This is a genomic window from Marinimicrobium hydrolyticum, from assembly GCF_030848505.1.
Classification (GTDB): domain Bacteria; phylum Pseudomonadota; class Gammaproteobacteria; order Pseudomonadales; family Cellvibrionaceae; genus JAVDDU01.
Map to the genome: position 1 here is coordinate 170457 of NZ_JAVDDU010000004.1, position 26663 is coordinate 197119.

Annotated in this window: 24 protein-coding genes and 1 pseudogene; 13 read left to right on the forward strand and 12 right to left on the reverse strand. The window is 55.7% G+C overall.

Going from position 1 to position 26663, the window contains the following annotated elements; all coding sequences use genetic code 11:
• Positions 1-18: 18 nt before the first annotated feature.
• The 3 genes from RBH33_RS09325 to RBH33_RS09335 all read left to right on the forward strand — a co-directional run bounded on the left by RBH33_RS09325 (position 19) and on the right by RBH33_RS09335 (position 1857).
• Entirely contained in the window at positions 19-717 is a 699-nt protein-coding gene (locus RBH33_RS09325) for a helix-turn-helix transcriptional regulator (RefSeq protein ID WP_306731905.1), read from the forward strand.
• Positions 718-791: 74 nt separating this feature from the next.
• Positions 792-1121, forward strand: a complete 330-nt coding sequence (locus RBH33_RS09330; RefSeq protein WP_306731906.1) for a putative quinol monooxygenase — start codon at positions 792-794, stop codon at positions 1119-1121.
• Between the two features lie 73 nt (positions 1122-1194).
• Positions 1195-1857, forward strand: coding sequence for an HAD family hydrolase (locus RBH33_RS09335; RefSeq protein WP_306731907.1), 663 nt, complete (start codon positions 1195-1197; stop codon positions 1855-1857).
• Here the strand turns inward: RBH33_RS09335 and RBH33_RS09340 are convergent.
• The 3 genes from RBH33_RS09340 to pyp all read right to left on the reverse strand — a co-directional run bounded on the left by RBH33_RS09340 (position 1851) and on the right by pyp (position 4807).
• The gene (locus RBH33_RS09340; protein ID WP_306731908.1) at positions 1851-3029 is read right to left on the reverse strand and encodes a site-2 protease family protein; all 1179 of its coding nucleotides are present in this window, start codon (positions 3027-3029) and stop codon (positions 1851-1853) included. The genes RBH33_RS09335 and RBH33_RS09340 overlap by 7 nt on opposite strands.
• 114 nt (positions 3030-3143) lie before the next feature.
• Positions 3144-4376: a hypothetical protein gene (locus RBH33_RS09345; RefSeq protein WP_306731909.1), complete on the reverse strand. Its 1233-nt coding sequence runs from the start codon at positions 4374-4376 to the stop codon at positions 3144-3146.
• A gap of 53 nt (positions 4377-4429) precedes the next feature.
• Entirely contained in the window at positions 4430-4807 is a 378-nt protein-coding gene (gene pyp / locus RBH33_RS09350; protein WP_306731910.1) for a photoactive yellow protein, read from the reverse strand.
• A gap of 327 nt (positions 4808-5134) precedes the next feature.
• On the opposite strand from pyp, the gene RBH33_RS09355 reads away from it, so the two are divergent.
• From RBH33_RS09355 to uvrA, 7 genes are all read left to right on the forward strand, one after another.
• Positions 5135-5527, forward strand: a complete 393-nt coding sequence (locus RBH33_RS09355) for a hypothetical protein (RefSeq protein WP_306731911.1) — start codon at positions 5135-5137, stop codon at positions 5525-5527.
• Positions 5528-5796: 269 nt separating this feature from the next.
• Complete coding sequence (locus RBH33_RS09360) at positions 5797-6342, forward strand: RNA polymerase sigma factor (protein WP_306731912.1); 546 nt, start codon at positions 5797-5799, stop codon at positions 6340-6342.
• A 34-nt stretch (positions 6343-6376) separates the two neighbouring features.
• Positions 6377-7072, forward strand: coding sequence for a hypothetical protein (locus RBH33_RS09365; RefSeq protein ID WP_306731913.1), 696 nt, complete (start codon positions 6377-6379; stop codon positions 7070-7072).
• Between the two features lie 40 nt (positions 7073-7112).
• The gene (locus tag RBH33_RS09370) at positions 7113-7505 is read left to right on the forward strand and encodes a hypothetical protein (RefSeq protein ID WP_306731914.1); all 393 of its coding nucleotides are present in this window, start codon (positions 7113-7115) and stop codon (positions 7503-7505) included.
• A gap of 162 nt (positions 7506-7667) precedes the next feature.
• Positions 7668-8990 (forward strand): tetratricopeptide repeat protein, encoded by a 1323-nt coding sequence (locus RBH33_RS09375; RefSeq protein ID WP_306731915.1) that lies wholly within the window; start codon positions 7668-7670, stop codon positions 8988-8990.
• Positions 8991-9427: 437 nt separating this feature from the next.
• On the forward strand, positions 9428-10366 hold the full coding sequence (locus RBH33_RS09380; protein ID WP_306731916.1) for an alpha/beta hydrolase: 939 nt from the start codon (positions 9428-9430) through the stop codon (positions 10364-10366).
• 183 nt (positions 10367-10549) lie between these two features.
• On the forward strand, positions 10550-16117 hold the full coding sequence (gene uvrA, locus RBH33_RS09385; protein WP_306731917.1) for an excinuclease ABC subunit UvrA: 5568 nt from the start codon (positions 10550-10552) through the stop codon (positions 16115-16117).
• A 139-nt stretch (positions 16118-16256) separates the two neighbouring features.
• Here the strand turns inward: uvrA and RBH33_RS09390 are convergent, their stop codons facing one another.
• On the reverse strand, positions 16257-17423 hold the full coding sequence (locus RBH33_RS09390; protein ID WP_306731918.1) for a GDSL-type esterase/lipase family protein: 1167 nt from the start codon (positions 17421-17423) through the stop codon (positions 16257-16259).
• Positions 17424-17503: 80 nt separating this feature from the next.
• Positions 17504-18031 carry a cytochrome b gene (locus tag RBH33_RS09395; protein WP_306731919.1) on the reverse strand — a complete coding sequence of 176 codons (528 nt, stop codon included), beginning with the start codon at positions 18029-18031 and terminating at the stop codon, positions 17504-17506.
• Between the two features lie 212 nt (positions 18032-18243).
• Between RBH33_RS09395 and RBH33_RS09400 the strand changes: the two genes are divergently transcribed.
• Positions 18244-18963, forward strand: coding sequence for a polyamine aminopropyltransferase (locus RBH33_RS09400; protein ID WP_306731920.1), 720 nt, complete (start codon positions 18244-18246; stop codon positions 18961-18963).
• Positions 18964-19166: 203 nt separating this feature from the next.
• Here the strand turns inward: RBH33_RS09400 and RBH33_RS09405 are convergent, their stop codons facing one another.
• Complete coding sequence (locus tag RBH33_RS09405) at positions 19167-19547, reverse strand: PA4575 family protein (RefSeq protein ID WP_306731921.1); 381 nt, start codon at positions 19545-19547, stop codon at positions 19167-19169.
• A gap of 93 nt (positions 19548-19640) precedes the next feature.
• Complete coding sequence (gene argH / locus RBH33_RS09410) at positions 19641-21035, reverse strand: argininosuccinate lyase (RefSeq protein WP_306731922.1); 1395 nt, start codon at positions 21033-21035, stop codon at positions 19641-19643.
• A 141-nt stretch (positions 21036-21176) separates the two neighbouring features.
• Here argH and RBH33_RS09415 point away from each other — a divergent pair, with 141 nt between their 5' ends.
• Both RBH33_RS09415 and RBH33_RS09420 read left to right on the forward strand, forming a co-directional pair.
• Positions 21177-22256 (forward strand): sensor histidine kinase, encoded by a 1080-nt coding sequence (locus tag RBH33_RS09415; protein WP_306731923.1) that lies wholly within the window; start codon positions 21177-21179, stop codon positions 22254-22256.
• A 3-nt stretch (positions 22257-22259) separates the two neighbouring features.
• Positions 22260-22988, forward strand: a complete 729-nt coding sequence (locus RBH33_RS09420) for a LytR/AlgR family response regulator transcription factor (protein ID WP_306731924.1) — start codon at positions 22260-22262, stop codon at positions 22986-22988.
• Here RBH33_RS09420 and RBH33_RS17755 read toward each other — a convergent pair.
• From RBH33_RS17755 to fosF, 5 genes and pseudogenes are all read right to left on the reverse strand, one after another.
• Positions 22985-23053: pseudogene (locus RBH33_RS17755) on the reverse strand (TA system antitoxin ParD family protein); the annotation flags it as partial. The gene RBH33_RS09420 and the pseudogene RBH33_RS17755 sit on opposite strands and share 4 nt — an antisense overlap.
• A 6-nt stretch (positions 23054-23059) precedes the next feature.
• Positions 23060-24481 carry an MFS transporter gene (locus tag RBH33_RS09425; RefSeq protein ID WP_306731925.1) on the reverse strand — a complete coding sequence of 474 codons (1422 nt, stop codon included), beginning with the start codon at positions 24479-24481 and terminating at the stop codon, positions 23060-23062.
• A gap of 125 nt (positions 24482-24606) precedes the next feature.
• Positions 24607-25317 carry a glutamine amidotransferase gene (locus RBH33_RS09430; protein WP_306731926.1) on the reverse strand — a complete coding sequence of 237 codons (711 nt, stop codon included), beginning with the start codon at positions 25315-25317 and terminating at the stop codon, positions 24607-24609.
• A gap of 374 nt (positions 25318-25691) precedes the next feature.
• Entirely contained in the window at positions 25692-26030 is a 339-nt protein-coding gene (locus RBH33_RS09435; RefSeq protein WP_306731927.1) for a hypothetical protein, read from the reverse strand.
• 123 nt (positions 26031-26153) lie between these two features.
• Positions 26154-26552 (reverse strand): fosfomycin resistance glutathione transferase FosF, encoded by a 399-nt coding sequence (gene fosF, locus RBH33_RS09440; RefSeq protein ID WP_306732129.1) that lies wholly within the window; start codon positions 26550-26552, stop codon positions 26154-26156.
• Positions 26553-26663: the final 111 nt, after the last annotated feature.

The window sequence follows — 26663 nt, forward strand, 5'->3', positions numbered from 1 at the left end:
AATTGCTGGATATCAGGCATGAGAAAGTCCGACCGGTTATTTCAATTAACCAATTTGATTCGCAGCCGTCAGCCCCTGTTCGCAAGAACATTAGCGGAAGAACTGGGCGTGTCAGTGCGGACCATCTATCGCTACATCGACGACTTATCGGTGGCGGGCGTGCCTGTGTATTTCGATGAGGGGCTTGGGTATCGCCTGGTCGAAGGCTATGAGCTACCGCCGCTGGCGGTAACCCAAGACGAGTTCGATGCGCTGGTGACTGGGGTAAAGCTGGTGCAGTCCTGGACCGGTGCCAGGTTGTCAGACGCGGCGGCCAGCTTGCTTCACAAGATGCAGGCGGCCGCTAAAGATCGAAAGCTGGACCTGCTGTTCGACAATGTGGCTTCGCCCGTGCTGGCCGAACGCCAGGCTGAAGCGAGCTACTGGGATACGATCAGAGACGCGATACGGCTTCAGAAAACCTTGACCTTGAGCTATGCAGACAATAACCAGCGCCGTAGTGAGCGGGACATATTCCCCCTTAACCTATCCTTCTGGGGCAACAAATGGACGGTCGGCAGCTGGTGTCACCTGCGCCAGGACTACCGGGATTTCCGCTTGGACCGAATTGCGCATCTCACTGTGCACCAAGCACCACCGCCCTTGCCAGCGCACGTTTCCCTCGCCGCCTACGTGCGTGCGGTCACCAAGAAAGAAGACGCTTTGATAGAACCTTAAACACACCCACTGACAGACTGCTGTCAGTGGCATGGACCATAGTAGAGCTTCACCCATTCATTGAGGTTCTACGTATGAACGTTATCGAAGTTGTTATTTTCCGCATCAAGCCCGACTGCGTTGAAGAGGGACTTGAACTCGCCAAGAAGATTCCGCAAGAAGCCGCACGCTACGGCCGTATTCTAGAGCACCGCACCTACCGCTCCGTTACAGATGCCGCGCTGTTGTGCCACCACATCGTTTGGGAATCGATGGCCGATTTTGAAAAAGCCAGTGCTCAATTCGCCGAATTTCCCAGCGGGCCTCGTATGATGGAATGTATGGAAGAGGGTATGACCATGCACCACTTTGAACTGATGGCCCAAGGCACTGGCGTCAACATCGGCGACGCCCAGCTAGCGTAATTTCATCCCGTAACCTGCTTCCGCCACCATGCCTGAGGTATAGTGCAGTTTTATACATTGGAGGGTAGCGCGAGTGAAACACGGCATTATCTTTGACTGTGATGGCACGTTGGTGGATTCGCTTAGCCAAGCACTCGAATCCTTCAACCATGCGCTTGCGGCAGTGGGTGAACAACCACGGTCGCCCGAGCAGATTAAGGCTTATTTCGGCGCCGGTGCGGATCGTATTCTGATGCGCATCATCGGCGACGAAGCGAAAGGCATGGAGGCCTTTCAGCACTACGTGGAGCACCAATCCAACCTGGCCGGTGCGACGCGACTGCATAAAGGTGTGCGCGAATTGCTGGATACCCTGGCCGAACAGGGCGTGCCCATGGCGGTGGTGACAGGCCGGCACGAGCGAGATCTGCAAATTTTGCTGGAACCCCACCAATTGTCCGAATACTTCGTAACCTTGATTGCGGACAACCATGCTCCGCAATCCAAACCCGCACCGGATGGCGTGCTAATGGCCGCCGAGCGAATGGGGCTTGAACCTGAGCATACGCTTTATGTGGGCGATGCCATCTACGACCTGCAAGCCGCCCACGCCGCGGGTAGCATCCCAGTGGCCGCGCTGTGGGATGTATTGGCAAAACCTGACGAGCTTCGGGCCGAAAATCCGGCTTTTATGGCGCAAACGGCGCGCGAACTGTGGCCCTTCTTTAAACAGCGTTGGCCGCTAAACCATCACTGATGTTTCTGGTTGAGCGCAAGCCAACGCATCAGATTTTCTCGGGTCAACAGGCCCACGAGCCGGCCCTGCTTAAGCACGGGCAGCTGATTGATGTCAGAGCTTCCTAACAACTGAAACGCTTCTGCGGCGTCATCATCAGGCTGTACTGTTTTGAGTTGTTCCGTCGGCGTCATAATATCGGCGACGGACTTTTGGCTCCGCTCGCTGGCTAATGTTCGGCGCAAATCTTCCAAGCACACCAAGCCTTTCAGAATCTTATCACTCTCGACAGGAAAACAACGCTGACTGCTGCGCAAGACATAATCGTCCGCCAGAATTTGCAAGTGCGTGTCGGGGGCCAGAGTGACGATGTCATGCTGCATTATTTGCGACACAGGTACCCGGTCCAGTGACTCTTGCATGGTCATTTGCTGGTAGCTCATCATCGCGGCATTGTTGAGAAACCACCCGATGAACGCAATCCAGAGACCATTGACAGTACCGGTCCCAAAGACCGGCACAGTTGCGCCGAAGATCATGGCGATGCCACTGGCAATCAGTATCCACGCAAACGCCTGGCCAGCACTGGCCGCCCAACGCGTCGCTTTGTGTTGGTTGCCCGTTGCACCCCAAATAATGGCCCGCAACACGCGACCACCGTCCAAAGGAAACCCCGGCACCATATTAAAAAGCGCCAGAATAATATTGATGGATCCGAGCCAGAGTAACATCGTGGGCACAGGACCCAGCGCGCCCAAAAATTGCTGGGGGCTGTCGAAGTCCTCCCCATCGACACCCGCCACCACTCCGCTCAGAAACAGGCACAGGAACCCGATTGCAAAGCTGGCAATGGGCCCGACGATGGCCATCCAAAACTCTGCTTTCCAGGTCTTGGGTTCGCGCTCCAGGTGAGCCATACCGCCGAAGAGAAACAGCGTAATACGCGGCACTTTCGCACCGAACCTTCGGCCTACCAAGGCGTGAGATAACTCGTGCAGCAGCACGGACACAAAAAACAGAAAGGAGGCGGAGAAGGCCGTCGTCCACACCAACACCGTGGACCAATCAGGGTGCCAGGTGGGAAATACACCCGTGCCAAGAACGACGGTAATCAGCCCAAAGATCAGCAACAAACTCCAGTCGAGCTGAATTTGGATTCCGGCAATACGGCCGACACTGAGTCCGCTGCGCATAAAATCTCCTTTTCCAATTGGGCGATGCGTTTGTTCTAGTAGGGAGTAAGGCAGAAACCGCTCAGCAAAGTTCGACCTGTGTATGTGAAGGGGTTAGAGCAATCTAGCTCTATCTCATTTAGCGGTCCAGTCAGCTGCTTTGCCCAAGTTGCCTTTGGGCAATTGTGTACCAAAGGTAAAACTGATGGGAGTTTCAGAGGTACTTAGATTGGCGTTGCACCAGCGCCGCAGCTCTGCCTCCAGTTCAGCTTTCGTTAGGTCCGGACTGGCCGGCACTATGAACGCTTTCAGCCGCTCGCTACCCTCAGCGCCAGTGGGGCGCACACTTGCCTGGGCTACTGAGTGTAAACTCTGCAGCCGCTCTGCAATGGCGTATGGGTAAACGTTGATGCCGCCGACTTGCAGCGCTTTGTCTACGCGCCCTATTAGGGTTAGCTGTCGCTCACTGTGCCAGCGTACTCGGTCTTCCAGCGCCAGCTCACGGCCAGTGGACGTGTGTGTAAGGCTTTGCCCATCGGAGCCTCTATCCCACAAAGTGAGCAGTTCAAAGGGCTGATCAGGCGCGAGGCGGTAACCTATACCTCCCGTCTCGCTAGAACCATAAATTTCCATCATTTGTTCAAGCCCCTGGCCTTTTAGATTGGCGATAATCGTCGGGTCGCATGGGGCCGTAGAGGTCAAGCCGACCACGCCTGGGGGAAAGGACGCTCCCTGGCGGCTCAGCTCCCGCCACATAAACGGAAAGCCCACGATTAAATCGCCCGCGTCCAAACGACGCGCCTGGGCCATACCAATAGCCTTGAGCCCGGAAATTACCGGAAGCTTTCGATACTCGGGCAGTAACAAGCCGAATAAGAAACCGTACAGGTGGTGGCCAGGCACCAGGGTAATGACGCGCTTGATATCGAAGCCGGGCAGGGTGCTAAATAATTGCGCGAAAAATTCCACCTCCCCCATCAAAGTCGACCAGGAATGCACGCAGGTCTTGGATGGCCCCGTGGTGCCTGAGCTTGAGAAGCCAATATTTTCGGCGCCCTGCGTGCGCGCTTCGGCAATCACTTGGCACCACTCACCTAAGCGGCGATAACGCAACAGGTAGTCCTCAAGCCCACTGTCCTGGAGTTGAAAGAAACGGGTCACGGCGAATGCCAGGGTGACGAATTCGAAAGAGTCCGCTTCCAACGACAATGAGCCGCTGGAAGTGTCAGTCATGGTAATGAAAGTATCAGAGGACCAACTTTCAGGCGGAGGTAAATACCTGGCGCGAGCGTCAGGGCTGTTTTTAAACTCCTCGTGCAACAGTTCGGAAACGAGTCGCAGTAAGTTGGCTTCAGAAAATTGGGGCATAGTTTTATTTCACCACGAACGGGCGAGTAGCCCCTTGGCCATTAGAACCGGATTTACAACCGCTTAACAAACACCCAATAAGTATCGCCGGTAAGCGCTTTCTTCATATGCACTTTCACTTTAGTGGGCTGCATCTTATAGTCAAAGACGTATTCAAACATGGTGTTTAAATCGCCGTTTTTTACCCCCATATCAAAACGGCCCTTAAACTCCACCTTGTCGGTACAAGGGGCTACTTGGGTGAAAAAGTTTTTGCCCGTCACCTCTTCAGGCTTGCGGCCAGTGATATCGCCCTCAGCGGCGTTGTATTTGAGCACGGTTCCTTTGCTATCTAGCTCGATCGCCCCAAAGGCAACTTTATCCAATTGAGAATCGGACATTTTGGACAGTGCGTTTTCAATATTGTCTTCACCAAATTTTACGAAATCCATTACAGCTCCTAATTTGAGTATGTTTACACCAATAGAAAAAGAGAGGCGGAGCCCAGTAAGGATGCCGCGTTGAATGTACCTTTCATGTTATACGCGGTGATAAGCGCTTTGGATCACTAACAACTTTCGCTCACGCCTTTCTGCAGCCTACTAGGAACCCGGATTGGCAGGTCCTACCCTCAAGTCCCAGGAAAAATACTAAAAGAGTTGCAACCTTTTTCGAAAAAGTGGCGTTTACCAGTGATAGAGACACAGGAAACGTCGTAGCAAGCAGATCCCTGGGATAGGAAAGACCACTACTACTATAGCAATACCGGGAGCATTAACATGAAAAACAAAACGACCATGACCGCTTTAGGCTTTCTTGCCTCTGTAGCCCTCTTCACTGCGGCACCGCTACACGCACAGGAAGATACTCTGATCGTCATTGACGATGAAACGACCGTTGAAGAAGTCACCAAAGTGCTCGAGCTTCCCGTTGAAGCAGCGGCGGAAGCGACAGAAAACGCTGCTCGCGGCCTTGATACCGCTAACGCTGCCCGTGAGGGTGGACGTGAGTTCGGCGCCAAGCAAGCTGAGGATGCCAGAGAGCGGGGCAACGAAGCGCGAGACAACGCTGGACAAAGCGCACGGGAGCGGGCCCAAGACGCCCGTGACACCAGAGGCGGTCAAGACGGCGGCGGTCGCCCTGACGTGGGCGGCAGTGTAGGCCGGCCGTAAGCTCGCAAAGTAAAACAGTTGGGCTTACTCACGGATAAGCTCAAGAGCGATCGGGTTTAGCTACCTGATCGCTCATTTTTGTATGTGGACCAGCTCACCTGCGCACCCGTCATTTTCACGCTTTCTTTTCAACGCTATAGATACTCGAATCGTCTAGTTCTGCCCAAGACTAGCACCAATAGCTATAACACTGGGACCTCCTACTTTGGAAAAACCAAACTAAACTTCAAGTTGCTAAAAAATAAGCTTGTTATAACCAGAGTACATCGATGCCAACGCAAGTAGATCAAAACGATTTTGAGAAACGGCTCCGCCCGTACGCCAAACGGTGCTATCAGACCGCCTACCGCCTGACCGGGTCACGCGTAGACACTGAAGACGTGGTGCAGGAGCTGTTCATTAAGCTTTACCAGCGGTTTGATCAATGGTCGGACATGGAGGATGCCACCGGCTGGATAATGCGAGTCCTGTACAACGTACACGTGGATCTCTATCGGAAAAAGGCCAAAACTCACGGTATCAATGAACAAAGCCGCGAGACTGACGATGGGGCTCTGGATCAGCTGGTCAGTGGCAGCTCATCCCCGGAAGACGCTGCGGAGAACAGCCAGCAACAGAGCCGCATCCTCGCCGCCCTAGGCCAGCTCGATGCTGATCAGCGGGCACTAGTGACCCTGCATTTGCTGGAGGGCTACACCCTCGATGAGGCCGCCACCATTCTGGAAACGCCCGTCGGGACCCTCAAGTCCCGCCTGCATCGCACTAAGGCCCAGCTAAAAAAATTACTAAAGTTGCAACCTTTTTCGAAAAAGTGACGTTTACCAGTAATAGAGACCACAGGAAATCACTATGAACTGCACAGAATCCAGACAAGCCATCGACCAACTGCCCATGGGCAGCGCCCCGCGCGGCAGCTTGGCCGAGCACTTGGACGCCTGCGACCTGTGCCAACACTACTACACGGATCGCCTGCTAGAGCAGGAGCTGAGCAGCTTGGAAGTGCCGCAGCCATCAGATGAGTTCCTGGACCGGGCCATCAAGCTCGCCGCGAAGGCCCCTGCGGTAGAGACGGCGCCCTCCGAACACCGGTGGCGCTGGCCATCAGCAATGGCAGCCTCAGTTTTGGTCGCAGCCGTTGGGTTCATCAGCTTCTGGGAGCCGGCTCCGCTGCATCAGGAAAATCCCACCGTAGAAACAGCGGCAGCGCAGCCCGAATACCATCGAGAACAGGTCCGGATCGTTATCTACAGTAACGAAGCCCATGAGAACGCCGAGCTCTCGATCGAATTGGCGGAAAACCTGGAGCTTGAAGGCTACACCGGCAGGCAACAGTTGGCTTGGAGCGCGCCGTTAAACAAGGGCGCCAATGTTTTAAATGTACCCGTACTCGTGCGCGATAACGGCGGCGAAGTACGCGTGATTTCACACTTCGGGGGCAAAAGCCACGAAGTAAAAGTTCAGGTGAGTCGCGAACGGCAAGGCACGGGCCGGTCGGATGCGGGAAACACCCAAAGTGATCGAGTAAGCATTGATCTCTTAGGATAAAAACGATTACCAACACAACAGTAACACCGGGAGCATTACCATGAAAAACAAAACTACTATGACCACGTTAGGCTTTCTTGCCTCTGTCGCCCTCTTCGCGGCAGCACCGCTGCACGCTCAAGAAGATACGATGATCGTTATTGACGATGACACCACCGTCGAAGAAGTCACCAACGTCATCGAGCTTCCCACCGAAGCAGCGGTTCAGGCGGCAGAAAACGCAGCGCGCGGCCTGGATACCGCAAACGCGGCCCGTGATGGTGGACGTGAGTTTGGCGCGTCGCAAGCTGAGAATGCTCGTGAGCGCGGTAAAGAAGCGCGCGACAACGCCGGACAAAATGCCAGGGAGCGGGGTCGCGATGCCCGTGACAACAAAGGTGGTCAAGATGGCGGCGGTCGTCCTAACGTAGGCGGCGGTGTAGGCCGGCCGTAAGCTCGCAAAATAGACTGGTTGGGCTACGTTAAAAAGTAAACTCAGAGCGGTCAGATTAATCACCTGATCGCTCATTTTTGTCTCTGGCTCAGCGGTTTTACGCAGTACATTCAGATTTTCAAGTGTAGGGTAACGCACCAGATTCTAATAATAGAGGTATAGATGATGCGCACCATCCGAGTTGTACCGGTTGTTCTCTTGGCCCTAGGGCTCTTGTGTTCCATGGCCGTTTCAGCCAATGACAGAACTGCCTATCGGGAAGGTATTGCAGCGTTCCAAAACTCCGATTTCTCCCAAGCATTGGAGTACTTCCAGCAAGCCGAAGCCAAAGGCTTGCGTACCGTGGCGCTGTTCTACAACCTTGGCTCTACTCACTACCGACTCAATCAGTATGATGAGTCCTCAACGTATTTTCAGAGAATTCGCGACGACTCCCAGTGGAGTGCTTTGGCAGAGTACAACCTGGGCCTCATCGCTGAGCGCCAAGAAGATCTGAAATTGGCCACCAAACATTACCAAGCGGCTTATCGCAAAGCCGATTCCGACAGAGTCAGAGATCTTGCACAAGCCCGTATCAAAGCGATTACCGGCTCCGCAGCCACTAAGGAATCCGGGAACTGGCTGGTCTATCTTTCCGGAGCTGTCGGCAGCGACGACAATCCCGCACTCACGCAAGACACACAAGTCGTGGATGACTCCAGCGCTGATTCCTTCGCCGAAATTATTGGAAACGTCAGCGGATACCTCAGCGGAACTCCAGGAAATGGCGTTCGCTTAAGTGGCGGCCTGTACAGTCGGCAATATAACGAGATGAGCGAGTTTAGTGTGAGTGGCGTCGATGTCGGCCTTTACTTAGACAGTCAAACAAAAAACTGGTCGTTTGTGAGAGGAGCAAGGGTCAACAACTTCTGGATCGACGGCAATCAGTACAGCGCCGGCGCCAACGTCATGCTTCGGGCTACACAACGGAACAGAATGGTAAACTTGGACATCAGAAACGATTTGGGACTTTTGAACGGCGGAGCCGACTATGAGTTCATCAGCGGAATTCGAAATCGCCTGACCCTAGACCTGTATCATCGAAACGACGCCCTCGAATGGCGCCTCGGCTACCGCAATGAATACAATGCCCGCGGAGACCTGGAAACCGAGCAAGGCCAATTTTTTAGCTATTCACCCATGCGCCACTCTGTCTACGCTCAATTGCTCAACGAGTTCTCAGATGAAATAACCCTGCGCACACGCGTCGAATACCGCAAAAGCCTATACCCCGAAGACAACATAGAAATCGACCCGGAAACTGACGCGGTGACCCAAATGACCCGCGATGAAGACCGCGTAGACTTCTCCGCTCTGCTTCGCTATTCCTTCAACAAGACATTCAGCGTGTTCTCCGAGTACCGCTATACCGACAACGACTCAAATTTTGGGCGCTTTAGCTACAAAAGCAATCAGATGATGCTGGGGTTAGAGGCGATTTTCTAAGTAAAGATGGTCATCAGTACTACAGAGCTTTTGCCGTTAGCCGGCTACGTCACTGAGCGTGCGCAGACTAAAGCTCTAACTCACGCCTTCGCTGTTTATCGAAGCTGGTCGTGGACCGGCCGAGGGAACGGCTTACGCCCTCCCATGGTGCTGCTGGCCAGTGTAAGATGGCCGAAGCCGTCAAGACGTTGGTCGCAAGCAGTGGCCGTCCCAGAAAATCCAATATTAGCCGCAATGGGTTTACAGAGGGTCTTCCATTGACAACTGTCAGCATTCATTGCTGACAAGTCTTACTGTCCCAACCCTGCTAAAAGCGTCATAATGCGTACAGCCAGTCCGGTAGTAATTTTTCGACCAACGAGTAAAATCACCGGCAAGGCCAAGAGGACCTCCGTTATTCTGGAGTCGTAAGAACACCAACCTTTAAATGACCCTATATGGCCGTTAAAATATTAAAGTGGTTTAGTGCCCTTATTCTCATAATGTCGGCTTTGGGGGCATACTACTCGTGGTCCAACTTGCCCTACCACCAGCTGCCGGTAGTGCATGATTCCGCCGAATGGCCTAACACAGCCAACGAAGCACCGCTTCAACCCACCTACAGAGACGTCGCCTACTCGGCACAATCTCGCTTCCAGAAATTGGACGTTTATCTGCCTGAAAGTGGCAATGGTCCATTCCCGCTAGTCATCTGGGTTCACGGCGGCGGCCTGATCATGGGCGATAAGAGCTCAATGCCTCAAACCGACTTCGGCCCCGCCCCCACACCCACAGGACCCTATGGCCCCTATCAGGTGCAAGTTCCGGACGTTTATTTACTGCATGCCCATGGCTACGCCGTGGCAAGCATTAACTACAGGCTGGGCGTTTCTCCAGTGACAGCGGCTAAATCGGCAATAAGGGATACCAAGGCGGCGGTCCGATTTCTACGCGCGAATGCCAATACATACAATATCGACCCTAACCGATTTGCCATTTGGGGCAATTCAATGGGCGGGTATCTTGCGGCCATGGCGGGAGCAACCGGCGACCGTGCTACAGACTTTGACGACTCGGAGCTGTTTCCCCTGGAGGCCTCCAGTTCAGTACAAGCCGTGGTGGTTTGGTATGGCGCAGAAGATCGCATGCCAGGCAAAAATCTGAGCCTTGAGCACCAGATATCACAGGCGAAAAACCTGCCGCCCTTCTATATAGTCAATGGCAACAATGACACAGTTATCACCGAAGAGCAGGCTACGCGGTTACATCATGCCTTAAAAAAAGCAGGTGCAGATTCGACACTGGTCATCCTTCCCGATGTCGGTCATGAGGATCCGCTGTTTAGAAAAACCCAAATGAAGCCAACGGTGAATTTTATTCGTCAAGCGATGAAATAGGGCTCAAAAAATAAAATTTGCATTGTTTACAGGGGAAAGCGGCCATTCAACTCTCCTTAACTTCCGAACGTTAACGGCAATCTCGCCTCTAACACCAAGGCACCACACCGAGATCAACTTGGCGCCACACGCCCAACTCCTGTATATTTAGCCAGACTTTTGGCCAATCCGGATGCGGTACTCATGAGCTTTGACGCCATCAAAATTCGCGGCGCGCGACAGAACAACCTGAAGAACCTGGACCTGGACATCCCCCTCGGGGAGCTGGTGGTCGTGACCGGGGTGAGCGGCTCAGGGAAGTCGACCCTGGCGTTTGACACCATTTATGCGGAGGGGCAGAGGCGGTATGTGGAGACTTTCTCCGCCTACGCGCGCCAGTTCCTGGATCGCATGGACAAGCCCGCCGTTGACAGCATCGAGGGCATCCCGCCCGCCATCGCCATTGAGCAAAGCAACACGGTGCGCACCTCGCGCTCCACCGTGGGCACCATGACCGAGCTGAACGATTATCTGAAGCTGCTGTTCGCGCGCCTGGCGCGTTTGTTCTGCCAAAGTTGCGGCCGGGAGGTGGTAACCGATACGCCGCAAAGCGTGGTCGAGGCCCTGTATCGGGATTGGCCGGAAGATCAACGGCTGATGGTGTGCCTGCCGGTTTCCGTACCGGAAAAGCTCAGTGACGAGGAAGTGCTGCAACTGCTCAACCAGCAAGGCTACACCCGTGTACACAGCCGGGATCGCAATCGGGTGGAAGTGGTGCAGGACCGGCTTCGGCTCAACGAAGATAACCGCAGTCGTCTGACGGAAGCGGTTGAAGTGGCGCTGCACTACGGCAAGGGCCATGTTCTGGTGTACCCACTGGATGACGAACGATCCGCCGGCACGCCAGCGCGTTTTTCCAGCCATCATCACTGCCCGAGCTGCGACATCAGCTACTCGGAGCCCAGCGCCAGCCACTTCTCCTTCAACTCGCCTATTGGCGCCTGTGATACCTGCCGGGGCTTTGGCCGTACCATCGGTGTGGACTGGGGCCTGGTGGTGCCGGACGAAAACAAGAGCCTGAAAGACGGTGCCATCAAACCCATTCAAACCCCCAGCTACTCTGAAGTGCAGCGGGACTTAATCAAGTACGCGAAGAAGCGCGGCATTCCCATCACAACGCCCTGGGCCGAACTCTCGGATGAACAGCGGAGCTGGGTGATCGAGGGGGAAGGGGGCTGGGACCGGGGCGTCTGGTACGGCATGCGCGAGTTTTTTGATTGGCTGGAGAGCAAAGCCTACAAAATGCACATTCGCGTGCTGCTTTCCAAGTACCGCGCGTACACCCCTTGCCAAGCGTGTGGTGGCGCGCGCTTAAAACCAGATTCGCTCTGGTGGCGCGTGGGCTCGTTCGACGCCGCCGAGCAGGCACTGGCCGGGCGCGAGCGCTTTCGGCCGGTAGGCGCAACCTTGGCGCAAGAGCGTTTTGCGCAACTGCCCGGACTCAACATTCACGATTTAATGTGTTTGCCATTGACCCGCTGCAGCGATTTTTTCCACACCTTGAACGAAGGCGAAACCGGCGCCCTGGACGAAGCCGGTAAACTGTTGCTGGGGGAGATCCGCTCACGTCTGAATTATTTATGTGAAGTGGGCTTGGACTACCTGACGCTGGATCGACAATCCCGCACGCTCAGTGGCGGTGAAGTGCAACGCATTAACCTCACCACCGCTTTGGGTACCTCGCTGGTCAACACCCTGTTTGTATTGGATGAGCCCAGCACCGGGTTGCATCCGCGAGATATTCAACGCCTGGTGAAAGTACTACAGCGCCTGCGCGACGCCGGCAATTCCCTTTTAGTGGTGGAACACGATCCGCAAGTAATTCTGGCAGCGGACCGCATTCTGGACATTGGCCCCGGCCCTGGCCGGAACGGCGGAGGGATTGAATTTTTCGGCACGCCCAAGGCCCTTCTGAAACGCAAAAACAATCTAACCGCTCGGTACTTAAACGGTTCTGAGCAAGTGAGCGCGACCGCACCGGAATTGAAAGTCGCTGAAGCCTCGCCCAAATACCTCCAAGCACAATCACTCACCATTTGTGGCGCCCGTGAGCACAACCTAAAAAACATCGATGTAGAGATCCCGCTGAAACGGCTGGTGTGTCTGACCGGCGTCAGCGGCTCAGGCAAATCCACTTTGATGCGCCAGGTGCTTTACCCGGCACTACTCAAACACCGAGGCGAACAAACCGAAGCGCCCGGCGAGCATGATCGCATTGACGGAATGCAACACGTGGACCGCGTGGTAATGGTGGACCAAAGCCCCATCGGTAAAACCACTCGTTCCACACCGGCCACCTACGTAGGCGCCTTCGACGCCATTCGCAAACTGTTTGTGGCGGCACCCATGGCAAAAGAGCGCGGCTACACGCCGGGCACTTTCAGTTTTAACTCGGGCAACGGCCGCTGCCCCACCTGTCAGGGCAACGGCTTTGAACATGTGGAAATGCAATTTTTGAGCGACGTGTATTTGCGCTGCCCGGACTGCAACGGCCGACGCTTCCGCAATGAAATACTTGAAGTGAAAGTCTTGCGCGAGATATCCGAAGGCGAAGCGCCTCGCGCGGTATCCATTTCCGACGTTCTGAGCATGACCGTCGCCGAGGCGCTGACATTCTTCCGTGGTGAAACCGCCATTGAGCGCAGCTTGCAACCCTTGGCGGATGTCGGCCTGGATTATGTCCAACTGGGCCAAGCCGTGCCCACCTTAAGCGGCGGCGAAGCGCAGCGGTTGAAATTGGCAGGTCATCTGGCCGCCACGAAAGCTAAAGAAAAAGAACACATTTTGTTTATGTTCGATGAGCCCACCACCGGGCTTCACTTTGCCGATATCGCCACGCTGATGGGCGCATTTCGTCAATTGCTGGCGGCGGGCCACTCGCTGTTGGTCATCGAGCACAACCTGGACGTCATTCGCGCCGCCGATTGGTTGATCGACATCGGCCCAGAGGGCGGCGACGCGGGCGGGCAACTGCTCGCTGAAGGGACACCTGCACACATTATGACTGAGCATCAAGGTTATACCGCTCAAGCACTGCGGGAATACGAGCAGGCACTCGGGCAGGGTGCGGCTTCACTTATAGTGGCGACTGATCAAAAGCGTCGTGCCAAGCCCGAAAAGGTGATCAGCGTCCACCACGCCCGTGAACACAATTTGAAAAATATCGACGTCACCATTCCGCGCGATAAGTTAACGGTGATTTCCGGGGTGAGTGGCAGCGGTAAAAGCACACTGGCGTTCGATCTCATTTTTGGCGAGGGTCAACGGCGGTACTTGGAATCCCTTAATGCGTACGCGCGCCAGTTTGTGCAACCGGCATCGCGACCGGATGTGGACGCCATCTATGGCATTCCACCAGCCGTGGCTATTGAACAGCGCACCAGTCGCGGCGGGCGTAAAAGTACCGTGGCAACGCTAACGGAAATTTATCACTACCTGCGCTTGCTCTACGTCAAGCTGGGTACGCAACACTGCCCCAGTTGCGATGTGCCTATTGAACCGCAAACGCCTGCCGCCATACTCGCACGAGTACAAAAAGAGTATCGCGGTTGCGAGGTTACGCTTCTGGCTCCCATGGTGGTGGCTCGCAAGGGCATTTATCGGGAGTTGGCCCAATGGGCTGCGGATCGCGGCTACACGCAACTGCGGGTGGATGGCCAATACATGCCCACGAATCCCTGGCCATCTCTGGATCGCTATAAAGAACACGATATAGAACTGCCCTTGATCAGCCTCACGGTGTCGCCGAATCAGGAGCGGCCGCTGGCGGACGGCTTGGAACAAGCCCTGAACCTAGGCAACGGTGTGGTCATAGTGGCACCCAGCGAGAAAAGTAAACGCCGCGAGCGTCTGTTCTCCACCGAGCGCGCCTGCCCCAGTTGTGGCTGCGGTTTTGAAGAGTTGGACCCACGCCTGTTTTCCTACAATTCCAAACACGGTTGGTGCGGAACCTGTTACGGCACGGGTGTGGCCATCGCTGGCTTCGATGAAGAACAAACCGGCGAAGAAAGCACGTGGCAACCAGACGAAGCGGAGGAGGGCGGTGACCATAGCTGCCCAAGCTGTCACGGCCAGCGCCTAAACTCTACAGCTCTCGCAGTGCGTTTTCGTGATCAATCCATTGCCGACCTGGCAGCGCTGCCGGTGGACGCAGCCGAACAGTGGTTCGGCAAGTTGAAGTTGAAAGCGAACGAACAAGCCATTGCGCGTGATCTGCTCGCTGAAATGCACAGCCGTTTGCACTTTTTGCAAAAGGTTGGGCTTAACTACCTTTCCCTGGATCGCGCCGCTCCTACCTTAAGTGGTGGTGAAGCGCAGCGCATTCGCCTGGCTGCGCAGTTGGGTTCCAGTTTGCAGGGCGTATGCTATGTGCTGGATGAGCCGACCATTGGGCTGCACACCCGCGATAACCGCAAGTTGATTGAAACTCTGCGCGAACTACAAGCCCAGGGAAACACAGTGGTGGTGGTCGAACACGATGAAGACACCATGCGCGAAGCAGACCACCTGATCGACATGGGCCCGCGTGCTGGTGTTAACGGCGGTGAAGTGGTGGCTTATGGCAGCTTGAAAAAAATCATGGCTAGCAAAAATTCCCTAACCGGGAAGATGCTCTCGCAACCACTTCGTCATCCCATGCCCGACATGCGTAACGCAGACATGCGCAGCTTGTGGGACAAGGAGTGCCTGCGCATTGAAGGCGCAAGCCAAAACAACCTGAACCACATCGACGTGGCCGTCCCTTTGCGTCAGCTAGTGGCCATCACCGGCGTCAGTGGCAGCGGCAAAAGTACGCTGGTGCGCGGCGTACTTTATCCCAACCTAAGACAAGCCATTGCGAATAAACGAAAGAAGAAACACACCTGGCAAGGTGCCGAGGACATTACCGGATGGGAGAGTATTGATCGCATTCTGGAAGTGGACCAAACACCCATCGGAAAAACGCCCCGCTCCTGTCCAGCTACTTACATCGGCATTTGGGACAGCATTCGTAAACTGTTTGCCGGCACTGTAGATGCGCGCCTGCGCGGCTACACGCCCGCGCGCTTTTCCTTCAACGCCGGCGACGGTCGCTGCGAAGCCTGCGGCGGTCAGGGTATGCAAAAAATTGAAATGAACTTTCTGCCGGACGTGCGTGTGCCGTGCGATGTTTGCCATGGCTGGCGCTTCAACGATGAAACCCTAAGCGTGCGCTACAAAGGCAAACACATTGGCGACGTACTGGCCATGAACATCGACGAGGCCGCGGAGTTCTTTGCACCCATCAGTAAAGTGCATCACGCTCTCTGCCTTTTACAGGACGTGGGGCTGGGCTACCTCACCCTCGGCCAGCAAAGCCCTACCCTGAGCGGCGGTGAAGCCCAGCGCATCAAACTGGTGGCGGAGCTGAGCAAAGCCAACATGACCCCCGAGGACAACCGGGGCCGACGCAGCCAGCACAACCTATACGTGTTGGACGAGCCCACCGTAGGCCTGCACATGGCCGACGTGGACAAATTGCTGCACGTGTTGCATCGCTTGGTGGACGCCGGCAATTCGGTACTGGTGATTGAACACAACCTGGACGTTATCGCCGAAGCGGATTGGATTATCGACATGGGGCCGGAAGGCGGGCAGCACGGCGGCAAAGTCATTGCTCAGGGGACGCCAACAACGTTGGTGAAACGGAAGCGGTCATATACGGGTCAGTATTTGAGCGAAGTTCTGGGGTAGGCACTAACCAGTGCCCCGGCAAGTTGCATTTCCTGAGCACTCGGGCCGAGTAAAGCTGGTCGCCTGTAGGGTTTGTGCCGTGCGTTGCGCTACTCCTAGAAATCGCCATAGGGGGAATTCATTCTAACTTGATGAAAGTTCAGTCCCCAAGTAATTGCAGCAGTGTCGGCCGCATCGCTTCCGCCCAAATTTCATAACCCCGCTCATTGGGGTGCAACAGGTCTGGCATAACCTCTTTGCTCAAAGAGCCATCGGGCTCCAGAAACACCTCGTTGATATTGAGGTAGGTCACGCGCTCATCCTGCCCGATGGCTTCCAGGTAGGCGTTGGTGTCACGGTTGAGCTGGCGAAGGTGATCGTTGGCAGTTTCGCCGCGCGGAAAAATGCCCAATAACAGGATCTTGGTTTCCGGTAGCCGCACTTTGAGGTCTTCCACAATCTTACTTACGCCTTGGGCTGTCAGTTCCGAAGGCTCCTGACGGTGACCGGCATTGTTGGTGCCGATCATTACAACCGCGACTTGTGGAGTCACACCATCCAACTCGCCGTGCTCAAAACGCCACAACACATTTTCCGTGCGATCGCCGGAGAAGCCGAGGTTCAGTGTGCGGTAATCCGAAAAATATTTTTGCCACACGTTCTTCCCGGCATCTTCCCAACCGTGGGTGATGGAGTCGCCCACCAATACCAGATCGAAGTTGCCTTCGGCCGCTTGTTGCAGTTTTTCCTGGTGACGGGGCATCCACCAATCCAGCGCCCAATTGGCAATCAGCGGTGCCGGGGTAACGGGAAGTTGTTCCGGTGGTAGGCAGTCAAAGGTGTTTTCACCGTTTTGCGTAAAACGGATATTGGTCATGCTCACTCGCCCGGTGCCGCCACCTTCGGCAATAAAAGGGATACTTATGCGATTGAGCTGATCACCGGGGTGCGCAAAGCAGGAAAGCGGTACCTGTACCTCTTGCCACGATTGACCCTCCAGTTTCCGGGCCGGTTCGCTCACGTCCACCAGACGCTCGCAGTTCTCGCCGCAGCTCATCCGGAGTTTCAGATCACCGCGCTGCAAGTCTTCCACCCTGATATCCAGAGCCAGTGCGCCACCGGTCGCAAGCAGTTCGGAGAGATCGATGGCGTCCGTTTCGTCACCGACCCGAATACTGGAGGACCAGGTGTTGTTCCAGTGAAAGGCCAGCGGAGCTTCCTGCACAACCGGCTCAGAAGCCTGGGCCGGTTGTTCGGGGTTCTGGCAGGCGGTAACGAGGCTCACCAACACGGACAGGAGCAAAACTGTCAGGAACTTGGATGTCATAATGCCATTTCTCTTAAGGGTGAAAAGTCTTTTGCACAAGCCGCCGACTCAGCACGCGCCATGTCTGGATTAGCTGTAGCTCAGTTTCTACCCCACATCCTCGGCAGCACATCCACCTGGCCAGCACGCTTGCGGTGCCACACAACCATAGCCATATGGCCGAGCACCATTGCCATCAAGGTCCAGCCCAGAGAGCTGTGCAACAGGTTGCCCGGGTACACCAACCACTCGATCCGGCCCTCAAAGCCGCTGAACAGCGGGATGCCAAAGACGTCGAAAGGCCGACCAGCGCCGTAGTGACGCAAGAGCCCAAGGGCGGGGATTAATACCAACATCCCATAAAGTGCAATGTGCCCCAGCTTGGCCGCCGTACTCACCGCTGCTGGGCGCCGCGTCCGGTTGAACAGCGCCCAGACAATTCGAATCGCTACCAGGAGCAACAGTATCGCCCCTAAGGGCCGGTGGGTGCTCCACATAAAGTTATCAATGGCCGAATCCTCCATCAGCACGCGAAAGCCCACGGTGAAGAACTGCCAAAACAGGATTAGGGCCATGCCCCAGTGAAGGATGCGGCTCACCTGGCCGTAGCGTTGGGGGTTGTCTAGCATGATCATTTATACCTTTACCATTAGAGTACAAGTGTTCGGAGCACGGTTCACGAGCCCTGAGCGACCGATTCTACTTCGTTGAGGAGGGGCCATCCATACTTTCAAACATGGCGAGGTCGGTGGCGGGTGGCGCCAAGGGCATTCAATCGGTAGGATCCGCCTTACCCGTCCGTTCCTTCGCACAACTAATCCTGATCCGTTGAGAGCACATCATGTCCCGTTTATTTGAAGAAATCGATACTCAGCAAACCGCTATTGGCGAAATCTCCCTGCGCCGACGACGGATACCCGCTCTGGGACCGGATTATATTTACGAAGTTAAACTCGGCGAGGAATACTTGATGTCCAGCATGTTTGTGGACGCGGAGGTGGCTTTATCCGAGCTGGGGCTTGAGGCACTGGAGGGCGACAATCTTACCGTGGTAGTGGGAGGATTGGGACTCGGTTACACGGCAGACGCCGCCCTTAAGGACCAGCGGGTCAGCGAGATGTTGGTGGTGGAGGCACTGGAGCCTGTTATTGGCTGGCATCAGCAGGGCAAGGTGCCCTTGGGAGAAGTACTGTCTCAGGATCCCCGCTGCCGGTATGTTCATGCGAATTTTTTCGAAGCCGCCCTGTCCAGCTTTGACCCGGAGGCTCCCGGGCGCCAATTCGACGGTATTTTTCTGGACATTGACCACTCGCCCCAGGCGCACTTGCACAGTGAAAACGCCGGCTTTTATACGGTCGCCAACTTGTCCCGCATGCGCCAACAGCTTCGGCCTGGAGGGGTTTTTGCCATGTGGTCCAACGAGCCAGCGGATGAAGCCTTTATGGATATTTTGAGACAGGTGTTCGGGAATGTGCGCAGCGAAGTGGTGGAATTTTTTAATCCATTCCAGAACCGCAATGCCAGCAATACGATTTATTTAGCCGCTAATGGCAACGATTGATTATCGACCGCGGCAATTTTCCTCATGTCTCGAATTCAAATGAACGATAGGGGCAGAATGACAAAACTGGATCCCCGCCTGCGCGGGGATGACGAGGGCAGAGTTGATTACGCAATCTCCGCAGAGGCGAACCCAACCTCCATTCGTCATTCCCGCGCACGCGGGAATCCAAAGGGCGTAACTGCCGTCGCACCAATACTTACTCACCAATCCAAAAACACATCCTTGGGGTCGAAGCGGTAATCTACAGCGGTTTCCTGTTTGTGCTTGCGCAATTCGTTCATGCTGCGCTGCACCGCCATAGACCAGAGCGGATACTGATCATCGGCAACTTTATAACCGGCGTCTTTTAGCTGCGCAACAATAGCGCGTTTGGCGGCGACGGCTTGGTCGAAGACCAGGAAGGGACCTTGTTGGGTGGTTTTGTCGGGCGGGCTTTGATGCTCACGGCCGCCGAAGGCGAGCAGAGTAGCGCTGCCGTCGGAATCCACGCGGATGTGGATCTCCACCCGCTGGCCCTCGGGTTTCGTGAGAACCAGGGGGGCTGGATCGGCCGGGATGGTTTTGTCGTAACGTAAGCGCATGCCTTAAGCCTAGCAAAATTCCGCTGTGCCGAAACCTGCTCCAGAGCCGAAAGGCATTGAACTAAACAAATCCATCAACCCGGCGTAGCCGGGCTAGTTCTTCAGTTCCGCACGCGCCCGCTGCACCGCTGCCCGCACTTGATCCGGAGCCGTACCACCGATGTGGTTGCGCGCCGCGACCGAGCCTTCCAGCGTGAGCACGTCGAAAACATCCTGCTCAATGGTGTTGGAAAACTGTTGCAGCTCTTCCAACGTCATCTCCGACAAGTCTTTGCCGGTTTTAATGCCATAGGCCACGGATTTGCCCACCACTTCATGAGCGTCGCGGAAAGGCGTACCTTTGCGCACCAGGTAATCGGCCAGGTCGGTGGCGGTGGAGAAGCCGCGCCGGGCGGATTCGTACATGTTTTCTTTGCGCGCCTGAATGGCCGGAATCATATCGGCAAAGGCGCGCAGGCAATCCATCACGGTATCCACGGTATCGAACAGCGGCTCTTTGTCTTCCTGGTTGTCCTTGTTGTAGGCCAGGGGCTGGGATTTCATCAGCGTCAGCAGGCTCACCAGGTGACCGTTGACGCGGCCGGTTTTGCCACGCACCAGTTCGGGCACGTCCGGGTTTTTCTTTTGCGGCATGATGGATGAGCCGGTGCAGAAACGATCTGGCAAATCGATAAAGCCAAACTGGGCTGAGGTCCACAGAATCAGCTCTTCGCTGGCGCGGGACAGATGCGTCATCAAAATGCTGGCGAAGGCGGTGAATTCAATGGCGAAATCCCGATCGCTCACCGAGTCCAGGGAGTTTTCCGTGGGTTTGTCGAAGCCCAGCAGCTCGGCGGTCATGGCCCGGTCGATGGGGTAGGTGGTGCCCGCCAAGGCGGCGGCGCCCAAGGGCGACTGGTTCATGCGCGTCCGACAATCCTGCAGACGGCTGGCGTCGCGCTTGAGCATTTCAAACCAGGCCAGCAAATGGTGTCCGAACGTCACCGGCTGGGCGCTCTGCAAATGGGTAAAGCCGGGCATGATGGTGTCCGCTTCCCGCTCCGCCAAGTCCAGTAGTCCGGTTTGCAGGCGGGCGAGCTCCTTGGCGATCAGGTCAATCTGATCACGCAGGTACAAGCGAATATCCGTAGCCACCTGATCGTTCCGGGAGCGGCCCGTGTGCAGTTTTTTGCCGGCGATGCCAATGCGTTCCGTGAGCGCGGCTTCGATGTTCATGTGCACATCTTCCAGGCTCACCGACCACTGAAAATTGCCCGCTTCGATGTCCGCGCGCACCGCTTCTAAACCGTCGGTAATGGCGGTGAGCTCCTGATCGCTGAGCACCCCCACCTTGGCGAGCATGGTGGCATGGGCGATGGAGCCGTTGATGTCCTGGTTGTAAAATCGGTAATCAAAGCCGACCGACGCGGTGAAACGTTCAACAAAGGCATCGGTAGGCTCGGTAAAGCGCCCGCCCCAGGATTGGTTTTTTTGCTCACTATCGCTCATGAATACACCCACAGGTTGACTTGGTTGGCATTTTCCGTGCCCGGTAACTCCCCACAGCGCCGATTTAGCGTAGGATAATAGGACAAGACCGAATAAAAGTGGGCCATTATAGCCCAGATCACCCATAAACAGGGGGCTGTTTTGAGCGACACCCGGCCGGTCCCAGCGCCAGAAATGGGCACAATGGACTCCCGTACCGACAGCGACTTCTTACCCGATTTATGCGCGCCCCAAGCTGTGCTGTTGCTGGTTTTGGTCGCGCAGCTGCTGGCATTGCTGCTGGCCGTGACGCGCACCGGGCTGCCGCAGTTAAATTGGGAGCTGCTGGCGTTGGTGTCCTTTCAGGTGCAGTGGGTTGTGCTGGTGAGCGCCGTGATCCTGTGCCGCCTGCGCCCGCGCCTGGGCCGCTGGCCACCCGTACGCGCCGGCGCCGTAAGCTACGGTGTGGTGTTGCTGGTTACGTTGGTGTTCTCCGTGCTGGGGCAGCTGCTGATGCGTGGCTTTTTCAATCTGCCCCTGGGGGTGGATGGCTGGGAGCTGGCGAGCAACCTGCTCACAGCCGCCATCCTGGCTGGAATCGGCCTGCGCTATTTGTATTTACAGCAGCAGTTGCGCAATCAACAACAAGCGGAGCTGAACGCGCGCATTCAAGCTCTGCAGTCCCGCATTCGCCCGCACTTTCTGTTTAACAGCATGAACAGTATCGCCAGTCTGATCGCCATAGATCCTCAAGCGGCGGAGCGGGCGGTGGAAGACTTGTGCATCTTGTTTCGGGCCAGCCTGGCCGAGCCCACACTGATACCCCTGAACCGTGAATTGGAGCTGTGTCGGGGCTATATTGCTATTGAGCAACTGCGATTGGGTGCGCGCCTGGAGCTGGACTGGCAAATTGAACCCCTGCCGGACTCGGTCACAGTGCCGGCACTGCTGCTCCAACCGCTGCTGGAGAATGCGGTTTTCCATGGCGTGGAGCCTTTGCCTGAGGGTGGGTGCATCGCGGTGCATGTGGCCCGTTCCGGGTCCATGCTGGCAATCCATATCAGCAATCCGCTACCCAGCCGGCCGACGCTGCCGTCGTCACGGGCAGCCAGGCACGGCAACCGCATGGCACTGGACAATATTCGCCACCGCCTGAGTGCCCATTACGGGCCTTCGGCCAGTCTGGTGGAGAGCGTCGATGACGCCCGATTCAGTTTGGTTATAACCTATCCTGTGGAGTAAACCATGGACGTCGTGATCGTTGATGATGAACCTCTGGCGCGCCAGCGCTTGGCGCGCATGGTGGAAAACCTTAAGGGATACCAAGTAGTCGCCCAAGCGGACTGCGCCCAGGCCGCGCTGGAGGCTATTGCCTCCCAGGACCCGGACGTAGTGCTGCTGGATGTGCGCATGCCCGGCGGCGATGGCATAGAAGCGGCCCGGCAAATCGGTGCCATGGACGACCCGCCCGCGGTCATCTTCTGCACCGCCTTCGATGAATACGCATTGGATGCTTTTGGCACCGAAGCCGTGGGCTATTTGCTCAAGCCCGTGCGCAGTGAACAGCTTGAGGAAGTGTTGGAGCGGGCCAAGCGGCCCAATAGACTCCAGCGCGCCTCGGTCCAAAAGACGGACCAACCCGCCCGCAGCCATATCAGCGCCAAAACCCATCGAGGTATGGAGCTGATTCCACTGGACGACATTCGCGCTTTCGTCGCCGATCAAAAATACGTGACTGTGCACCACCTCAACGGCGAGCACCTGCTGGACGAAACCCTGAAAGACTTAGAGGAGGAGTTCGGCGATCGCCTGCTGCGTATCCATCGTAGTGTTTTGGTTTCCGTGCCCCACATCCAGGCCATGGAACGCAATAGCCAGGGCCAGTACTATGTTCGTCTCGCCGATAGCGAATTGCACCCTCAGGTTAGCCGTCGCCATGCCAGCGCCCTGAAGGCGGTGTTACAACGACTTTAATTAATGCCGACCATTATCCAGAACTCCGCCTGAGCGTTGATGGAGCGCACCATAACAGCGCTCGACTCCCTCTACTTGGTTCGTCCGGGCTTTCGCGTCACCGTCAACCAATCGAGCACCACACCCGATAAGGCATTCAAGCGCGCCACCCGGTAAACAATCTCCAACATACGCGGGTGCCGGCGTACGCGCGGCTCCACCGCCCTGGGAATGAACCACAGCGTTACGGCCATTCGCAATACCGCCGAGGTGATAAACACAACGAAGAGCGGGCTGCCCATCAGCTCGACAATGTCCAACCGTTGCAACAGCTCCGGCGCGGCTGAAGCGATAAAACCACCGGCTAAAGCGCCAACGAAAACAGCACCCGCGCTCAGGCACGATTGCACCGCTGCGTACACGGCAAAGTCCGTCTTGTGGGGGCGTATGTCGTACAGATAGTTGGCCGTACTCAGGGAGAAACCACTCCAGGCAATGCCCGAGACAACTTGCACCCCAAGCAGGTAGTAAAAGTTTGGCGACACCAACCACAACAGCGGTAGCATCGGAATCATGCCGCTGGTAATCAGCATCACCAAACGGTTGCCAAAACGGTCGCTGAACACGCCCCAAAACCGCAAACACAAAAACTGCGTGGCGATGGACGCAATGCTGTTGATGCTGTATTCCAGATAAGTGAATTGCAGATCCCGCAACATATACACGGCGAAGAAGGGCGCTGAGATCGCCACCATGCCCAACATACCCGCCACAAAAATGCTGTAGTGCCGGAAGGTTCGATCGTGGAGCGAGTCACGAACTTGATGAAGACTGCGGCTGACATTTCCGGGCTGTTCTCTCGAGGGTTCCGGATCAGGGTCGTGCATGCGCCAGAGGTAATAGCCCGACAGGGTACGACCGCCGCCGGCGATGAAAAACAAAATGGCAAAACCCAGCCACGAGGCCTCCAGCCCGGCCGTGCCCGTCAGCAAGGCTCCACCGCCCAGGAACATCAATAGCGTCGCCACCATGGTCAGGCGCGTACGCGCCGCAAAGAACGCACCTCGCCTACGCTGAGGCACAATGCTGCCCATCCAGGCCCGCCAATGCGGCTGAATGACGTTGTGCAAACTGAAATAAAAAACCGCCAGCCCGATCAACCAATAGATCGCCTGTTCAGGCCGAACAATCGCCAAGGCGCCCATGCCCACAATCACCAACGCTTGCAAAAGGGCAGCGGCCACAATCAGATAACGGCGGCTAACGTAGCTGCACACCCACACGGACACCAGCTGGCACAGCCCGCCGAACAATTGCGGAACAGCCGTCAGCACACCCATCTGGGCCGCCGTGGCATTCAGGTACACAGCAAAGGCGTTGAAGAAGTTGTCGCTGGTGGCTGTGGTGGTGGCCGAAGCCGCCGCTTCTTTTTGCGACAGACGCAAAGTGCGGCGCAGCCAAAACTTACGTCGGCGCCCAGGCGGCTCGTTGTGTGGCTTGGTCGTTGACGTCATCTACAGCGAACCACTGGCTCGTGGGTGGGAAGCACCGATCGGTCGGATGGAGGAGGCTAGTATAACGTTAATGGCGGGGCAATTTTAAACTGGTGTTCCCATGGCTCCTTATACGCTTTGGTCCATCAAGCGGTCTGCTTGGCAAAAGTTACAAGCAGGCTGCTGGCATCTGGCGTTGTAATGACATTTTCAATAAGCGTTTGAGGATCGTGACCGATCTCGCGCAGCGCTTCCCGTTGGCGTTCGAGATAGGCGCGCATCACTGGCGTAGTAAATTCCGGGTGAAATTGCACGCTCCATTGGCGCGGGCCATAGCGCAACGCTTGGTGTGGGTCGTGAGCGTTGTAGGCCAACACCACGACATCTGACGGCACTTCAAGTACGGATTGAGCATGGGTTAGTTGAGCGGGAAAGCGCTGGGGCAGGGTGCCAAGCAGTGCATCACTTTGGCCGGCATCGGTGAGCGTCACTTGGTGAGTACCGGATTCTCGCCCGGCGGGATGAAAATCACTGACACCACCAAATGCCGCCGCCATTAGCTGGTGGCCATAACAAACGCCCAGCATGGGCACGTTGTTCGCGCGCGCATCACGGAGCCAAGGCTTGAGCGCCTCGCTCCAAGGTTCGCGCTCACTGACCATGCTGTGCGAACCGGTGATATAGAGGCCATCGATGTCAGCCTGATCGGGCAGGGGCGAGCCCTGTCGAGGGTCAAACACTGTTGCCGTAAAGCCGGCTTGACCCAGTACCTGCTGAAACAGTGATTCGAAGTCGCCGTGCCCACGCACAACTTCAGGAAACGCGTCGCCGGTTTTGATGATCAACAGCCGTGGCATATTTCTCTCCTGGCAGGCTCCGGAGACTTACCTTACCAATTTCATGTACTTGGAAGCTAATTATGTGTGCTCACCAGTCACGGTTTTCCATGGCATTGCGAGGCATTCGCTTACCGGCTGGTTAAGTATCTCGACAGGCGTCACGCGGCTTCCTGTGATTGTATGCTTTTGCCGAAATAATAGTTACGTTAATGCCTTCATCGGGTGTAGGGACAACAAAGTGCTTGGTAATCTAATCAAACATCGCTTCAGTGTCAGTAGCCGCTCTCTGCGGCTGCTCAGCTTGCCTTTTAGCGACCTGTTCTAAGCAAACTTCATTTGGCTGGCCAATGTAGATTAGCTCATGATAGGTCCCCGGCGAACTGGTACGCTGGTTACGTTTTGAGCTTTTCACTGAGTTCACCAGCCGTATATGTGAGGGCCTGCTGCCCGTGTCTGGGCGATGCTAGAACTTCTAATATATTAAGCGTTTGTGACCCTAGCCAGGCGTTCCCTAAGAGATAATCAAGTGGAACAAAAACAGGAGATAACCCCCTTCGCTCGAGGCCAATTGAAAAGTCCTTAGCGTTTTGTCTTGAGGTCCAGATAGGCAACGCTATGCCGCCCTCTACCTTCAAAAAGTAAACCGCCTTTTCGGAGTAAAGAACCCACGCTCCGTCGCTCTCTCGAACGGAGCGGATAAACTCTCTATCTCCAATTATTTCCACATTCATCCGATCATTCACCACTTTCAGTGACTAAACGTAACGCCCGGCTTTGGGGCGGACTTGTAGGCGCGCAGCGGCGGAAAGACCGTCCCAGCCCCGAAGGGGGCGACAACAGCCGTTAGTTAAGTTTCAGCACCATACCAGCCCTTTGTAGGGCGCGCTCTCCAGCTCAGCTAAACGAGTAGCCAATGTTCCACAATGTAATTCAAGTCGATGCCCATTTGGGTCGAGTAAATAGATGGAGTCACCCTCACTGATATTTTGCTTCCACTCTACAACGCCGTTCTTATTCAGTTTAGCTCGCAACTCCAGGAGCTCGCCTTCGCTGATACTGAAAGCGACATGTGTGTAGTCCTTGGCGGGTTCGGGTTGCCCCAAACTCAAACATAACCACGTATTGCCTGCAGTAAGATAAGCACCTGTGTCCCAGAAAACGTGCAACTTCATTCCCAGAAGATCACGGTAGAACTCTATCGATGTGCGCAGGTCCCGAACCGAAAAGGTGATGTGATTGATGCCGGTAATCATGCAGTGAACCTTGAGAAAACGTAACGGCCGCAATAAGCGGTCGAGTGAAACGATGTCCGGCGACCGCAGGGAGCGCACTTGATTTCTTGGTTATGCGACTTCAAGGTACCA

What these genes read in the sequence shown, in the direction of transcription:
- RBH33_RS09325 (WP_306731905.1), top strand. Translation starts at nt 19, where the DNA reads ATGAGAAAGTCCGACCGGTTATTTCAATTAACCAATTTGATTCGCAGC.
- RBH33_RS09330 (WP_306731906.1), top strand. Translation starts at nt 792, where the DNA reads ATGAACGTTATCGAAGTTGTTATTTTCCGCATCAAGCCCGACTGCGTT.
- RBH33_RS09340 (WP_306731908.1), bottom strand. Translation starts at nt 3,029, where the DNA reads ATGCGCAGCGGACTCAGTGTCGGCCGTATTGCCGGAATCCAAATTCAG.
- RBH33_RS09345 (WP_306731909.1), bottom strand. Translation starts at nt 4,376, where the DNA reads ATGCCCCAATTTTCTGAAGCCAACTTACTGCGACTCGTTTCCGAACTG.
- pyp (WP_306731910.1), bottom strand. Translation starts at nt 4,807, where the DNA reads ATGGATTTCGTAAAATTTGGTGAAGACAATATTGAAAACGCACTGTCC.
- RBH33_RS09355 (WP_306731911.1), top strand. Translation starts at nt 5,135, where the DNA reads ATGAAAAACAAAACGACCATGACCGCTTTAGGCTTTCTTGCCTCTGTA.
- RBH33_RS09360 (WP_306731912.1), top strand. Translation starts at nt 5,797, where the DNA reads ATGCCAACGCAAGTAGATCAAAACGATTTTGAGAAACGGCTCCGCCCG.
- RBH33_RS09365 (WP_306731913.1), top strand. Translation starts at nt 6,377, where the DNA reads ATGAACTGCACAGAATCCAGACAAGCCATCGACCAACTGCCCATGGGC.
- RBH33_RS09370 (WP_306731914.1), top strand. Translation starts at nt 7,113, where the DNA reads ATGAAAAACAAAACTACTATGACCACGTTAGGCTTTCTTGCCTCTGTC.
- RBH33_RS09375 (WP_306731915.1), top strand. Translation starts at nt 7,668, where the DNA reads ATGATGCGCACCATCCGAGTTGTACCGGTTGTTCTCTTGGCCCTAGGG.
- RBH33_RS09380 (WP_306731916.1), top strand. Translation starts at nt 9,428, where the DNA reads ATGGCCGTTAAAATATTAAAGTGGTTTAGTGCCCTTATTCTCATAATG.
- uvrA (WP_306731917.1), top strand. Translation starts at nt 10,550, where the DNA reads ATGAGCTTTGACGCCATCAAAATTCGCGGCGCGCGACAGAACAACCTG.
- RBH33_RS09390 (WP_306731918.1), bottom strand. Translation starts at nt 17,423, where the DNA reads ATGACATCCAAGTTCCTGACAGTTTTGCTCCTGTCCGTGTTGGTGAGC.
- RBH33_RS09395 (WP_306731919.1), bottom strand. Translation starts at nt 18,031, where the DNA reads ATGCTAGACAACCCCCAACGCTACGGCCAGGTGAGCCGCATCCTTCAC.
- RBH33_RS09400 (WP_306731920.1), top strand. Translation starts at nt 18,244, where the DNA reads ATGTCCCGTTTATTTGAAGAAATCGATACTCAGCAAACCGCTATTGGC.
- RBH33_RS09405 (WP_306731921.1), bottom strand. Translation starts at nt 19,547, where the DNA reads ATGCGCTTACGTTACGACAAAACCATCCCGGCCGATCCAGCCCCCCTG.
- argH (WP_306731922.1), bottom strand. Translation starts at nt 21,035, where the DNA reads ATGAGCGATAGTGAGCAAAAAAACCAATCCTGGGGCGGGCGCTTTACC.
- RBH33_RS09420 (WP_306731924.1), top strand. Translation starts at nt 22,260, where the DNA reads ATGGACGTCGTGATCGTTGATGATGAACCTCTGGCGCGCCAGCGCTTG.
- RBH33_RS09425 (WP_306731925.1), bottom strand. Translation starts at nt 24,481, where the DNA reads ATGACGTCAACGACCAAGCCACACAACGAGCCGCCTGGGCGCCGACGT.
- RBH33_RS09430 (WP_306731926.1), bottom strand. Translation starts at nt 25,317, where the DNA reads ATGCCACGGCTGTTGATCATCAAAACCGGCGACGCGTTTCCTGAAGTT.
- RBH33_RS09435 (WP_306731927.1), bottom strand. Translation starts at nt 26,030, where the DNA reads ATGAATGTGGAAATAATTGGAGATAGAGAGTTTATCCGCTCCGTTCGA.
- fosF (WP_306732129.1), bottom strand. Translation starts at nt 26,552, where the DNA reads ATGATTACCGGCATCAATCACATCACCTTTTCGGTTCGGGACCTGCGC.